Below are 13,948 nucleotides of genomic sequence, written 5' to 3'. Positions count from 1 at the left end.
CGCCCTCGTCCCCGCGGCGCCCGCCGATGGCGGCGGGACGCCGATCTGGATGTGGCTGGGCGCACTGCTCGCCGCGGGCGGGGCAGGTTATTGGTATTGGCGCCGCCGTCCCGCGCTCGCGGTCGAGGCGCCGGTCGAGCGCAGCGCACCGCCGCCCGCTCCGGCGCCCGCCGCGCCGCCGCGCCCGGCACCGGTTCCCGCTGCTCCGGCACCCGCGCCGGCGCCGCGCGCTGCGCCGGTTTCGGCACCCTTGCCTCGCATGCCCGCCGCGCTGGCGCTGCCCGCAGGCGCGGCCGGCAATGCGGCGCCAGGCGCGCCCGCGCCGCTCGTCACCCGCGCCGTCGAAGAACGGCGTGCGGTGATCGGGCTGGCGCTCGAGGTGCTTTCGATCCGCATGACCCCCGAACATGTCACGGTCGGCTTTGCGCTGAACATGGTGAACCAGGGAACGGCCGACGCGACCGGACTGATGGTGCGCATCGCGCTCAACCAGGGATCGGCGATGACCGAGCCGGTGCTCGCGCGTTTCTTTGACGGTGCCGGCGGCAGCGTGCTGCGCGACGACATGGAACTCAAGGTCGGTGCGGGCGAGGCGCTGACCACCGAGGCGAGCCTGCCGCGCCACATCCTCGAACCGCTGATGATCGGCGGCAAGCCGATGCTCGTCCCCGTGATGGCGTTCGACGTCACCTATCATTGGGAGGGCGACGCCGATGCCTTTGGCCAGGTTGCGGGCAGCTTTGTGCTCGGCCGCGAATCGGGCAGCGGGGAGAATGACAAGCTCGCGCCGCTGCCGCTCGACCGGCCCTCCTATGCCGTCGACCGTCCCGGATCGCGTTCGACCGCGGTCCGGCGGAGCCAATAGCCGCGTCACCATGGCGTCACGCTTTTCTGTTGCAGTGCAGCATCGGCTGAGGCAGGACGCCTCGGCGCTTGAAAAGGCGCCGGTGGGGGCATAGGCTTGTCTTCCCCGGAAAGAGCAGGTTGGCTGGCGGAGGGAGCGGTTACAGAAACCCCGCCGGGTCGTAACAGGAGCATGACATGGACGCCTTGGTCTCAACCGACTGGCTGGAACGCGAACTGGGGGCATCGGACCTGCGGGTGGTCGATGCGACGAAATTCCTCGAGGCCGATCGCGACGCGCGCGCCGAATATGAAGTCGGGCATATCCCCGGCGCGGTGTTCATGGACCTGGCCGAACTGGCCGACGCGACGAGCAGCATCGAGAATATGGCGCCGCCGGCCGAAAAATTCGCCAGCCGCATGCAGTCGCTCGGCCTCGGTGACGGCAGCCGCATCGTGATCTATGACGACAGCCCGCTGAAGAGCGCGGCGCGTGCCTGGTGGCTGCTCAAATTGTTCGGCGCGCATGACGTCGCGCTGCTCGACGGCGGCCTCGCCAAGTGGAAGGCCGAAGGCCGTCCGCTCGAAATGGGCAAGCAGACGCTGCGCCACCGCCACTTCACCGTGTGGCGCGATGCCAAGGCGGTGCGCACCAAGGACGAGATGCTGGCGAATGTCGCAAGCGGTGCCGAACAGGTCGTCGACGCGCGCTCGGCCGCGCGCTTCACCGGCGAGGAACGCGATCCGCGCGCAGGCATCGCGCCGGGGCATATCCCGGGATCGAAGAGCCTACCCTTTGGCCAATTGTTCAACGCCGACGGCACATGGAAGCGCGGCGACGAACTGAAGGCGGCATTCGACGCGGCGGGGATCGACCTCGACCAGCCGCTGGTCACCACCTGCGGCAGCGGCATGACCGCGACCGTCGTGGCGTTCGGCGCGCACCTGCTCGGCAAGGACGATGTCGCGGTCTATGACGGCAGCTGGACCGAATGGGGCGCCGACGCGGCGACCCCGAAGGCGACCGGCGCGGCCTGATCGGTCTCGCCCCGCGCGGGTGGTTGATACCCCCGCGCGGAGCGCCATAAGAGTCTCACACAAAGACACGAAGAGGGCAGTTCTCGCGCGCACGGCTCGTGCAGGAACTGCCCTCTTCGTGTCTTTGTGTGAGATTTTTGAAGGCCCGCGGCGCGGGCGGGACGACGCCCACCTCTGGATTTTGCGCGGGGCTCCGCTAACAGGGATGGCATGAGCAAGAGCGACGACGACAGCCTCCGCCCCGCGACGAAATTGGTGCAGGGCGGGCGGCGGCCCGAATGGACGGGCGACCCGCGGCTGGGCGGCGGGGTGGTCAATCCGCCGGTATGGCGCGCGTCGACGATCCTTTACGACAATATCGCCGACCTCAAGGCGCGCGGCCATGCGACGCACGACAAGCTCTATTACGGCCGGCGCGGGACGCCGACGGTGTGGGCGCTCGCCGATGCGCTGACCGATATGGAGCCGGGCGCCGAGGGAACCCTGCTCTATCCGTCGGGGGTCGCGGCCAATTCGTCGGGGCTGCTCGCGCTGCTCGCGCCCGGCGATCATTTGCTGATGGTCGACAGCGCCTATGAGCCGACGCGTGCGTTTTGCAACGGCATGCTGGCGCGGATGGGGGTGGCCACCACCTATTACGACCCGCTGATCGGAGCCGGGATTGCCGAGCTGATCCGCCCCGAGACGAAGCTGATCTTCCTCGAATCGCCGGGCAGCCTGACCTTCGAGGTGCAGGATATCCCGGCGATCGTCGCGGTGGCGCGCGAACGCGGCGTGCTGACGATGCTCGACAACACCTGGGCGACGCCCTTGCTCTTCCCCGCGCTGGCGCATGGCGTCGATGTGACGATGATGAGCCTGACCAAATATGTCGGGGGGCACAGCGACGCGATGATGGGGTCGCTGACCGCGACCCGCGCGGTGTGGCCGAAGCTGCGCAGCGCCGCCTATCAGCTGGGGCAGGCGGTCTCGCCCGACGATTGCGCGCTGATGCTGCGCGGGCTGCGCACGCTCGACGTGCGGATGGCGCGGCACCAGGCGAGTGCGCTGGCGGTGGCCGAGTGGCTGGCGGGGCGCGCCGACGTCGGGCGCGTGCTGCATCCCGCGCTGCCCGGCGATCCGGGGCATGACATTTGGGCGCGCGATTTTTCGGGCGCGAGCGGGCTGTTCGGCTTCGCGTTGAAGGGTGCGGACGAGGCGGGGCGGACGCGCTTCATCGAGGCGCTCGACCATTTCGGCATCGGGTTCAGCTGGGGCGGCTATGAAAGCCTGGTGGTGCCGAGCAACCCGGCGGATATCCGCACCGCGACGCAGTGGAGCGATCCCGACCCGCTGCTGCGGCTGTCGATCGGGCTCGAGGATCCCGCCGACCTGATCGCCGACCTGGCGCGCGGCTTCGCGGCGGTGGCGGGATGAGCGTACGCGCCGACCTGTCGGGCGGTGTCGGCCGCACGATCGAGGCGATGCAGGCGATCGGCATCGACGTCGGCTCGTACCGGCTGTCGCTCTATGGGCTGGCCTCGACGATCGTCGTTGCGGTGCTGCTCTATCTCGCGGTCAAGCTCACCATGCGCGCGATCAAATGGGTGCTGCGCCGCAACACCCATATCGACCAGACGCAGCGGCTGTTGACCGAGAAGCTGATCGCGATCGCGCTTGCCATTTTTGCGCTGCTGTTCGGTATCGACCTGCTCGGCATCGACCTGACCGCGCTCGCGGTCTTTTCGGGTGCGGCGGGCCTGGCGATCGGTTTCGGTCTGCAGAAGACCGTCGGCAATCTGATCGCGGGGATCATCCTGCTGATGGACCGCTCGATCAAGCCGGGCGACGTCATCGTCGTCGGCGACGGGGCGAGCATGGGCGGATCGACCGGGCCGGGAGCGATCCCCAATGTCGGGCGCGTCGCCAAGATCGGGGTGCGCGCGGTCAATGTCGTGACGCGCGACGGCAAGAAGCATCTGATCCCGAACGAACTTCTCATGACGATGCCGGTCGAGAATTGGAGCTATTCGAGCCGCGATGTGCGGGTGCGGATGCGCGTGCCGGTCGCCTATGACTGCGACCTGCGCGCGGCGCAGAAGATCATGGTCGAGACCGCGAAGGCCAACCCGCGAATCCTGGCCGATCCCGAACCGGTGGTGTGGATCACCGCCTTTGGCGAGCGCGCGGTCGAGCATGAGCTGCGCTACTGGATTTCCGACCCCGAAGCGGGGCTGGGCAATATCCAGGGCGAGGTGTTCCTGGGGATTTGGGATCGCTTCAAGGAAGCGGGGATCCGGATTCCCTATCCGCGCACCGATGTACGGGTGCTGGGGGACGAGGGCGCGGCGCCTGCTTGATGTTCCCCGGCGAAAGCCGGGGCCCAGAGCCGGATTACGCGAGGCCGGCGTCGGTATGCACTGGGCCCCGGCTTTCGCCGGGGAACAGTCTTTTCGCCATGACGGGGGCTCCTAGAACCCCTTCGCCTTCGCGCGCTCGATGCATTCGACGATGATGCGCTTGGCTTCGTTGACGTCGCCCCAGCCGTTGAGCTTGGCCCATTTGCCGGGTTCGAGGTCCTTATAGTGGGTGAAGAAATGCTCGATCTGCTGGAGCACGATCGGCGGCATGTCGGTGTAGCTCGCGACATCGGCATAATAGGGGAAGGTCTTGTTGACCGGGACGCAGAGCAGCTTCTCGTCGCCGCCGGCATCGTCTTCCATCAAGAGCACGCCGATCGGGCGGCACTTGACCACCGCACCCGCGACGATCGGCGAGCGCGCGACGACCAGAGCATCCAAGGGATCGCCGTCTTCGCCGAGCGTGTGCGGCACGAAGCCGTAATTGGCGGGATAGCGCATCGGGGTGTGGAGGAAGCGGTCGACGAACAGCGCGCCCGACGCCTTGTCGAACTCATATTTCACCGGCTCGCCGCCGATCGGCACTTCGATCAGCACGTTGAGGCTGTCGGGCGGGCTGTCGCCGGCCGGGATGAGGTCGATGCGCATGGGAGATGCAGTCCTTTTGTTATTGAGTCGCGCGCGCCTTAGCCCTCGCGGACGCGGCGCGGAACCCCTCGCTTTGTAAAATCGGGCGTTAAAGCGCGCGTTTCGGCGTGAACAGCGCGTCGAAGGCGTCGGGGCCGGGGCCGGCCTTTTCGAGATGCGGCCAGCGCAGTCCGCCGCGATAGTCGATCTCGACATTGCGATAGCGGCCGCCGCGCTCGACGAGCAGCTTCACCGGCGTCTTGCCGTCGGTCGCGGCGCGGATCGCGGTCTCGATGCGCTCGCGGCTGTAGGTCACGCCATCGACCGCGAGGATCTTCGTCCCGTTGACGATATCGGCGCGGAAGGCGGGGCCGTCCCATGCGATGCTGCCCGCGACGCCGTCCTTGTCGATGACGAGGCCGAGGCTGTGGGTGAGGTCGGCGTTCTTCGCCTGCGCCATGCGGTCGCGGTCGTAGATATTGGGCGCGTCGCGCCAGACGAGGCGGTAGCCCGCCGCTTCGATCCCCGCGGTCGGCGCGGGGCGGCCGGGCGTCTGCATCCGGTCGCGCAGGAATTTCGCCCAGTCATGGGGATGGACGGCGCCCAGCGCCGCGACGACATCGTCGAAATCATAAGTGTCCTGGCCCCAGTCGCCCTCGCGGCCGCCGAAGAAGGCGCGCGCGAAATCGTCGAGGCTCTTCGCGCCATTGGTGCCGGTGCGGATCAGCATGTCGGCTTCGAGCCACATCAGCGCGCCTTCGTTGTAATAATCCTCGGTCCGCGTCGCGCTGGGGAAGGCGCGCGGCTTGCGCGCGCCGATGATCGGGTCGAGCGTCGTGTCCTCGACCGAACGCCAGTCGCGCCCGGCCTGGCTGCTGAAGAAGCCCGCGTTGGTCGCCCATTCGGCGAGGATCATCTCCTTCGACTGCATGCCCGAGCGGCCCGCGAGGACGAGATCCCAATAGGCGGTCTGGCCTTCATAGACCCAGAGCAGATTGTCCTGCATCGGGGTGCGGTAATCGGGGGTCCAGAGCTTGTCGGGGCGGCGATACTTGCCGTTCCAGCTGTGGACGAGCTCGTGCGGGAGCAGCCCGCGCTCGCTGTCATTATCGTCCCATTTGGTGAAATAATCGGGGTTGCGGCTGTTCTCGCTCGACCGGTGATGTTCGAGCCCGATGCCGCCGAGCTCGTCGCTCAAGGCAAGCAGGAAGTCGTAGCGGTCGAAATGGCGCATGCCGAACAGCGCGACGGCTTCGGACACCAAGGCGGCATGGCGCGCGATATGGTCGGGGCTGGCGGCGAGATATTTTTCCTCGTCGGCGACGACGTTGAGCGTCACGCCGTTGCCGAGCGCCCAGGCGCGGAAATATTTGCCCGCGAACATCGGGCTGTCGACGAGATTCTCATAGCTGGTGACGCCGAAGCTGTAGCGGTTCTTCGACACCTGCATCCCGTCGAGCGCGGCGGCGCCGGTCCAGCCTTCGGGCAGGCTGACCTCGAGCTGCACCGGAATCTGGCGGGTGAACCAGCCCGCGGGGTAGAAGCTGACCTGTTCCCACTGCAGGTTCATCATCGCGGGGGTGACGACGACGCGGCCTTCGCTGGTGCGCGTCGGCGAGAGGAAGTCGAAGGCGATGTCGATGCTCTTCACGCCCTGCGGCACGTCGATGTCGAAAGCGTAGACGTCGGTCGGCTGGCGCGTCCAGGTCAGCGGCTTGCCGCCAGCGGTCGGCTTGAAGCCCGCAACCTCGGCGATCGCGCCGCGCGGCGCGTGCTTGCCGGGCAGCCATTGCGGATAGAGGATGGTGAACTTGCCCGGCCGGGGGACGGGGATCGTCTGGCGGACATGGAAGATGCCGCGCGCATAGTCGGTCGCGTCGACCTTGAGCTGCATCGTGCCGGGATAGGGGCGGTCGGCGGGGAGCGGGATGGTGAGCGGCTGGACCACCGGCTGCGGGCGGCTGTTGCCCTCCTGCGCATGCGCGGCGGGCGCGGTGAAGGCGATGAGGGCGGCTGCGACCAACGGTGTCTTTTTCATGACGGCTCTCTGCCGCGAAATGGTCTTTTCTACAACCTTCTCCCCTTGCGGGAGAAGGATAGGGAGCCTTGTCGCGAAGCGACCAGGCGGAGTTGGATGAGGGGTGGCGGTCGCTCGGCGACCGCGCGAGCCGATGGCTCGCAACCCCTCACCCAGCTTCGACTAGGCAGCAAGCTGCCAAGTCTGCGCAACCCTCTCCCGCAAGGGGAGAGGGGAGTTTGTGCGCTTTGCCTTTCGACCAAAAGCGATTAGACGCCGCCGCCATGAGCAAGGACAAATCCGCCAAGATCGCCACACCGCAGCCGGTTCGCGGCACGCAGGACATGCTCGGCGATTTCGCCGATCGTTTCCAGCACGTCGTCGACACCTTCGACCGCGTGCGGCGGCTCTATGGCTATAAGCGCATCGAGGTGCCGGTGATCGAGCCGACCGCGGTGTTCGCGCGCTCGCTCGGCGAGACGACCGATGTCGTGTCGAAGGAAATGTATTCGTTCGACGACCGCGGCGGCGAATCGATCACGCTACGTCCCGAATTCACCGCGGGGATTGCGCGCGCCTATGTCACCAACGGCTGGCAGCAATATGCGCCGCTGAAGGTCGCGACGCACGGGCCGCTGTTCCGCTACGAGCGGCCGCAGAAGGGGCGCTATCGCCAGTTCCACCAGCTCGACGCCGAAGTGCTGGGCAGCGACAGCCCGCTCGCCGATGCCGAACTGCTGGTGTTCGCCGATCAGTTGCTCAAGGAGCTGGGGATTTCGGAAGGCGTCACGCTGACGCTCAACACGCTGGGCGATGCGGAAAGCCGCGATGCCTGGCGGACGGCGCTCGTCGATCATTTCGAGGCGCATCGCGGCGAGCTGTCCGAAGACAGCCTCGCGCGGCTCGACAAGAATCCGATGCGCATCCTCGACAGCAAGGATCCGAAGGATCGGCCGATCGCCGACAGCGCGCCCGATATCGACGCCTATCTGACGGCCGAGGCGCGCGACTTCTTCGGTGCGGTGACGGCGGGGCTCGACGCCGCGGGTGTCGCGTGGGAGCGCAATGCGCGGCTGGTGCGCGGGCTCGACTATTATCGCCACACCGCGTTCGAATTCGTCACCGACCGGCTGGGGGCGCAGGGCACGGTGCTCGGTGGCGGGCGTTACGACGGGCTGATCGAGGCGCTCGGCGGACCGCCGACGCCGGCGGTCGGCTGGGCGGCGGGAATCGAGCGGCTGGCGATGTTGCTGGCCGACGATATCATCGACACGCGGCTCGACGCGGTGATCGCGCTCGAGGACGACGCGCGGCTGGCGCTGGCGATGCAGGCGCTGACCGCGCTGCGCGGCAGCGGTTTCTCGGCCGAGATCGTCGCGACGGGGTCGCCGCGCAAGCGGTTCGACAAGGCGGCGAAGATTCCGGCGCAGGCGCTGGTGTCGGTCGGTACGCGCGACGATGCCGTGCATATCAATGTGCGCGGCGACGGCGATCGGGCGAAGGCGGTCGAGGCGATCGTTCGCGCGCTCTGATGACCAGCGTTTCCGCCCGCCAGATCGACGCCATCATCGAACGCCACGCCGCCTTGCAGGCGCGCATGGCGACGGGCGACATGGCGCCCGCCGACTTCGTCGCGGCGTCGAAGGAGTTCGCCGAGCTCGAACCCGTCGCGCAGGCGGCGGCCGAGGTGGTGCGGCTGCGCGGCGAGGTGGTCGCGCTGGGTGAGATGCTCGCCGATCCCGAGATGAAGGCGATGGCGGCCGAGGAACTCGCGGTGGTCGAGGAAGCCTTGCCCGCCGCCGAGCATGACCTTGCGATCAAGCTGCTGCCGAAGGACGTCGCCGACGAACGATCGGCGATGCTCGAGATCCGCGCCGGGGTCGGCGGCGATGAATCGGCGCTGTTCGCAGGCGACCTGCTGCGCATGTACAGCCGCTATGCCGATTTGCGCGGCTGGAAGGTCGAGATCATCTCGGCGAACGAGGCCGAGGTCGGCGGATATAAAGAAGTCGTCGCGTCGGTGAGCGGGCAGGGCGTGTTCGCGAAGCTGAAGTTCGAGAGCGGCGTCCACCGCGTCCAGCGCGTGCCGGTGACCGAGAGCGGCGGGCGCATCCACACCAGCGCGGCGACCGTCGCGGTGCTGCCCGAGGCCGAGGAGGTCGATGTCGCGATCGCCGACAGCGACCTCAAGATCGATATCTATCGTGCGTCGGGCGCGGGCGGGCAGCATGTCAACACGACCGACAGCGCGATCCGCATCACGCATATCCCGACCGGGCTCGTCGTGATCCAGCAGGACCAGCGCAGCCAGCACAAGAACCGCGCCAAGGCGATGCAGGTGCTGCGCGCGCGGCTCTATGACCTCGAGCGCGAGAAGATTCACAGCGCCGAGGCGTCGGCGCGCAAGTCGATGGTCGGGTCGGGCGACCGCTCCGAGCGCATCCGCACCTATAATTTCCCTCAGGGGCGCGTGACCGACCACCGGATCAACCTGACGCTCCACCGCCTGCCCGAGATATTGGAAGGCGCGATGGACGAACTGGTCGACGCGCTGATCGCCGAGGACCAGGCGCAGCGGCTGGCGGGGCTGGGTGACTGAGACGCCGACCTTCGCGGGGGTGGCGGAGTCGCTGCGCACCGCGGCCAATTTGCTCACCGGGATCAGCGACACGCCGCGGCTCGACGCCGAACTGCTGATGGCGCACGCGCTGGGGGTCGAGCGGTCGGCGCTGCTGCTCGATCCCGCGCGCTATGCGGTACCGGAGATCTATGCGCATTTGGTCGCGCGGCGCATGGCGCACGAGCCGATCGCCTATATCCTCGGCTATCGCGATTTCTGGACCTTGCGGATCGAGGTGGGGCCGGGGGTGCTGATCCCGCGGCCTGACAGCGAGACCTTGATTGAGGCGTGTCTCGACTTCGCGCAGGGCAGAGGGGGCGAGGGTTGGCCAGCGCGGGCTCTCGATCTCGGCACGGGGCCGGGCACCTTGCTTCTGGCGGTGCTCAGCGAGTTTCCCGAGGCGACAGGGCTGGGCGTCGACGCATCCGAGTTCGCGCTCGCCTTTGCGCGCGACAATGCCGAAGCGTTGGGGATGGCCGACCGCACGGCGTTCCAGTCGGGGGACTGGAGCGCGGGTGTCGACGGTCCGTTCGACCTGATCCTGTGCAACCCGCCCTATATTGCCGACAGCGAGCAATTGATGCCCGATGTCGCCGAGCATGAGCCGGCGGGGGCGCTGTTCGCGGGGGGCGACGGGCTCGCCGATTATCGCCGCATCATCCCCGACCTGCCGCGCCTTCTCGCGCCCGGCGGGCTGGCGGTGCTTGAAATCGGCGCGACGCAGCATATCTCGGTCGGGCAACTGGCCGAAGCGGCCGGTTTCGCCGTCGCTTGCCGCCAGGACCTCGGTGGCCGCGACCGCGCCCTGCTCCTGACCCGCACCCCCTGAGCGTATCCAAGAAATCGCTTGGTTTCGCGCCCAAAGCGCGGTAGGGGCGGCTTACAGGCCTGATCAGGGTCCCTTTGGCGGTGCAGCGCACCGATACTGGTCCGGCGGGTCTGCTTCCCATTTACGATGCTGGTGCGGGACGAGCCGTCTCGCGCAAGCGGTAACACGGAAGAGCCGCGCAAGGGAGCGCGGGCACGACGCGCAAGATGCGCGGTCGGCCAAAAGGGGTTGGCATAGCTTAGAGCTTTTCGACAGGATGTCTCAGTTGAACATGAACAACCGGCAGAACGGTCGCCGTCGCGGCCGTAACAACAATAACAACAATCGCCCGCAGTCGGGCGGCGGCCGTGGCGGCACCGACCAGGCCAATCGCATCGACAGCCGGGCGCGCGGCAACGCAGCGCAGATGATCGAGAAATACAAGAATCTCGCGCGCGACGCGCAGCTTTCGGGCGACCGGGTGCAGACCGAATATTACCTCCAGTTCGCCGACCATTATTTCCGCGTGCACAGCGATTTCCGCGCGCGCCAGGAAGAGAAGAACGGCGGCCAGCAGGACCGCAATGACCGCCATCGCGAAGTGCGCGGGGTCGAGGATTTCGACGCGCATGACGACACCGACCTCGACGAGGGCCAGGGCGACAGCGACGGCGAGCGCGAGGACAATCGCGGCGAGCGGAACGAGCGCAATGATCGGGGCGATCGTAACGATCGCGGTGATCGCGACAATCGTGGCGAGCGCAACCGCGACCGCGGCAATCGCCGCGACCGCGACGAGAATGACGACAATCGCGGCAACCGCCAGCCGCGCGAACGCGCCGAGCGCAGCGAACGCGTCGAGGCCGAAGCGGCCGAGCCCGAAGTCGCGGTCGAAGCGGCCAAGCCGGCGCGTGCGCCGCGTCGCAGCCCGCGCCGTCCGCGCGACGAGGACGAAGGTGGCGCCGGGATCGACAGCGCCGTGCTGCCGCCCGCGATCGGCCGGCCGGCTCCGGTGGCCGAGGCCGATGACGGCGAAGCTGCCGAGGCGGCGCCCAAGCCGCGCAAGCGCCGCACGCTCGCGGCCCGCAGCTCGGACGTCGAAGCCGCCGAATAATCGGCGACATAGTTCGTCAGAACCATAGCCCTGAGCTTGTCGAAGCGCGCTTCTCCGTGAGGCGCCCTTCGACAGGCTCAGGGCTTCGCTGTTTGTGCCGACCGCGCGCGCCTATTTCGCGCTGGCCAATCGCCACGAACTGACCTAGCCTCTCTTCCACAATCATGCGGGGGAGAGCGATTATGCGCGCTTTGGCAAAGGCTTGCCTGTTGGGAGCCGCCGTCGCTCCATGGCTTTCGCTTCCCGCTTCGGCGCAGCAGGACCCGGGCGCCACCGCGCAGGGCGATGTCGCGGTCACCATCTATAACAATGGCCAGTCGCTGGTGCAGGACGACCGCCAGCTCGCAGTCAGCGCCGGGCGCAACCGCATCGAATTTCCCGACGTGTCGGCGCGCATCCGCCCCGAGACGGTGACGCTGTCGGGCGGCGGCCTCGCGATCGTCGAGCAGAATTTCGACTTCGACCTGCTCACCCCCGACAAGCTGATGGACAAGGCGGTCGGCCAGTCGATCACGCTGGTGCGCACCAACCCCGCGACCGGTGCCGAACGCAGCGAGCGCGCCAAGGTGCTCGCAGCGAACAGCGGCATCGTGCTGCAGATCGGCGAGCGGATCGAGGTGCTGCGCGACGACGGCCTGCCGGTGCGCGCGGTGTTCGACCGGCTGCCCCCCAATTTGCGCGCGCGCCCGACGCTGTCGGTGACGGTGCAGGCCGAGAATGCGGGGACGGTGCCGGCGCGCCTCTCTTACCTCACGCCCAACCTCGGCTGGACGGCCGACTATGTCGCGCTGTTCGACGCCGCCAAGGGCGCGATGGACATGCAGGGCTGGGTCACGCTGACCAATTCGACGGGCACGACCTTTACCAATGCGCGCACCTTGCTGGTGGCGGGCAGCCCGGGCGGCGGGGGCGGGTTCGCGCAGATGGCGGGCGCGCTCGACGAGGCGGGAACCGAGACGAGCACGCGCGAGCGGCTTGGCGACTATTATCTCTATCCGCTCGCCGAGCGCACGACGATCGCCAATGCGCAGCAGAAGCAGGTAAGTTTCCTCGACGTGAAGGGGGCGCCCGCGCGCTCGACCTATGAATATGTCAACGGCTGGCTGGGCAGCAGCACCGAGCCGGTGAGCGCGGCGAGCGTGCTGCGCTTCTCGACCTCGGCGAAGGGCGGGCTGGGCGACCAGCTGCCCGCCGGCACGATCCGCGTCTATATGCGCGACGCGCGCGGCGACCCGCAGTTCATCGGCGAAAATACGATCGGCCACACGCCGATGGGGTCGTCGATGACCTTGCGCACCGGCGATGCGTTCGACGTCAAGGTGCAGTCGACCGTGGTGTCGCGCACGCGCAAGAGCGATTCGCGCTGGGTGACCAAGATGAAATATGTCGTGAGCAATGCGCGGCCGGGGCCGGTGACGGTCGAGCTGTCGCAGAGCGGGCTGTGGGGCGATGTGCGGATCAGCGACGAGAGCATCAAGGGCAATCGCGTCTCGGCCGACCGCGTCGAATGGTCGGTACCCGTGACCGCCAACGGCAAGACCGAAGTCACTGCCACCTTCGATTCGCGCTACTAAGGACCGGGCCGTGCGCGCGATGCGCCTGATCCCGGCCTTGCTGGCCGCACTGGCTGCGACGCCGCTCGCGGCGCAACAGGGCGCGAGCCTGCCCGCGCCGCCGGTGCGGCCCGAGGCGCCGGTGGTGGTGTCGTCGGTGCTGAAGGATGTCGCGGTCACCGTCTATCGCGCGCCCTATCGCGGCGCGGGGCCGATCAACCCGAACTGGCCGCAGGGTTTTGCGCTGGTCACCGAGACGCGCGTCGTGACGCTGCCCGCCGGATCGTCGGTGCTGCGTTTCGAGGGGGTGTCCGAAGGATTGTTGCCCGAGACCGCGGTGGTGTCGGGCATGCCCGACGGGGTGCGCGAGAAGAATCGCGACGCGCGGCTGCTGTCGCCCGCCGGGCTGGTCGACGCTTACCTCAAGCGCAGCGTCACCTTGCGCCGCACCGACCGCAAGACGGGCAAGGTCCGCGAGCAGCAGGCGATTATCCAGGCGGGGCCGACCGGCGGGGTGATCTTGCAGACCGATGCAGGGTTCGAGGCGCTCGGCTGTGCGGGGCTGCCCGAGCGCATGCTCTATAGCCGCGTGCCCAAGGATCTGTCGGCGAAACCGACGCTGTCGATCCTGGTCGAAAGCGCGCGGGCGCGCACGGTGACGCTGCAGCTCGTCTATCTGTCCGAAGGATTCGACTGGGCGGCGAATTATGTCGTCGACCGTGCGGGCGATGCGAAGGGACTCGGCATCACGGGGTGGATCACCGTCGCCAATGGCGGGGGCACGAGCTTTCCGGGGGCGCAGTTGAACGTCATCGCCGGGCGGCTCAACAAGGGCTATCGCGCGCCCCTGCCGCGCACCCCGCCGGGGGCACTACAGCTCAAATGCTGGCCGATGGATATTACGAGCACGCATCCATTCTGGGAATTGCCGCCGATCATCGAGCCGACCGCCGATTATGCCGAAGAGGTGATGGTGATCGGCAACCGCA

General features: G+C 67.9%; 11 protein-coding genes and 1 pseudogene. 10 read left to right on the top strand and 2 right to left on the bottom strand.

Annotated elements, in window-relative coordinates; genetic code table 11:
• From B1A78_RS16055 to B1A78_RS16040, 4 genes and pseudogenes are all read left to right on the top strand, one after another.
• Positions 1-865 (top strand): annotated as a pseudogene (locus B1A78_RS16055) (hypothetical protein); the annotation flags it as partial.
• A 176-nt stretch (positions 866-1,041) separates the two neighbouring features.
• A complete protein-coding gene (gene sseA, locus B1A78_RS16050; RefSeq protein WP_077147928.1) occupies positions 1,042-1,881 on the top strand; it encodes a 3-mercaptopyruvate sulfurtransferase in 840 nt (279 codons plus the stop codon).
• Between the two features lie 210 nt (positions 1,882-2,091).
• The gene (gene metC, locus B1A78_RS16045; RefSeq protein ID WP_077147927.1) at positions 2,092-3,297 is read left to right on the top strand and encodes a cystathionine beta-lyase; all 1,206 of its coding nucleotides are present in this window, start codon (positions 2,092-2,094) and stop codon (positions 3,295-3,297) included.
• On the top strand, positions 3,294-4,220 hold the full coding sequence (locus B1A78_RS16040; protein ID WP_077147926.1) for a mechanosensitive ion channel family protein: 927 nt from the start codon (positions 3,294-3,296) through the stop codon (positions 4,218-4,220). The genes metC and B1A78_RS16040 overlap by 4 nt, the downstream gene beginning before the upstream one ends.
• Before the next feature lie 111 nt (positions 4,221-4,331).
• On the opposite strand, the gene ppa is transcribed toward B1A78_RS16040, so the two are convergent.
• Together ppa and B1A78_RS16030 are read right to left on the bottom strand one after the other, a co-directional pair.
• Positions 4,332-4,868 (bottom strand): inorganic diphosphatase, encoded by a 537-nt coding sequence (ppa, locus tag B1A78_RS16035; RefSeq protein ID WP_077147925.1) that lies wholly within the window; start codon positions 4,866-4,868, stop codon positions 4,332-4,334.
• A gap of 88 nt (positions 4,869-4,956) precedes the next feature.
• Complete coding sequence (locus tag B1A78_RS16030; protein WP_077147924.1) at positions 4,957-6,885, bottom strand: M61 family metallopeptidase; 1,929 nt, start codon at positions 6,883-6,885, stop codon at positions 4,957-4,959.
• A 263-nt stretch (positions 6,886-7,148) separates the two neighbouring features.
• Between B1A78_RS16030 and hisS the strand changes: the two genes are divergently transcribed.
• The 6 genes from hisS to B1A78_RS16000 all read left to right on the top strand — a co-directional run.
• Positions 7,149-8,396 (top strand): histidine--tRNA ligase, encoded by a 1,248-nt coding sequence (gene hisS / locus B1A78_RS16025; protein WP_077147923.1) that lies wholly within the window; start codon positions 7,149-7,151, stop codon positions 8,394-8,396.
• The gene (gene prfA, locus B1A78_RS16020) at positions 8,396-9,463 is read left to right on the top strand and encodes a peptide chain release factor 1 (RefSeq protein WP_077147922.1); all 1,068 of its coding nucleotides are present in this window, start codon (positions 8,396-8,398) and stop codon (positions 9,461-9,463) included. Before hisS ends, prfA begins: the two co-directional genes overlap by 1 nt.
• Before the next feature lie 19 nt (positions 9,464-9,482).
• A complete protein-coding gene (gene prmC / locus B1A78_RS16015) occupies positions 9,483-10,313 on the top strand; it encodes a peptide chain release factor N(5)-glutamine methyltransferase (RefSeq protein ID WP_077147921.1) in 831 nt (276 codons plus the stop codon).
• Positions 10,314-10,569: 256 nt separating this feature from the next.
• The gene (locus B1A78_RS16010; RefSeq protein WP_256838906.1) at positions 10,570-11,406 is read left to right on the top strand and encodes a DUF4167 domain-containing protein; all 837 of its coding nucleotides are present in this window, start codon (positions 10,570-10,572) and stop codon (positions 11,404-11,406) included.
• A 182-nt stretch (positions 11,407-11,588) separates the two neighbouring features.
• On the top strand, positions 11,589-12,980 hold the full coding sequence (locus tag B1A78_RS16005) for a DUF4139 domain-containing protein (RefSeq protein ID WP_077147919.1): 1,392 nt from the start codon (positions 11,589-11,591) through the stop codon (positions 12,978-12,980).
• A gap of 19 nt (positions 12,981-12,999) precedes the next feature.
• Positions 13,000-13,948 (top strand): DUF4139 domain-containing protein (locus tag B1A78_RS16000; protein WP_372236890.1); only part of this gene is annotated, 949 nt, incomplete at its 3' end.

The sequence above is a fragment of the Sphingopyxis sp. KK2 genome, from assembly GCF_001990265.1.
Lineage (GTDB): Bacteria > Pseudomonadota > Alphaproteobacteria > Sphingomonadales > Sphingomonadaceae > Sphingopyxis.
Note: the sequence above shows the minus strand (reverse complement) of the source record. Positions and strands in the feature narration are given on the sequence as shown.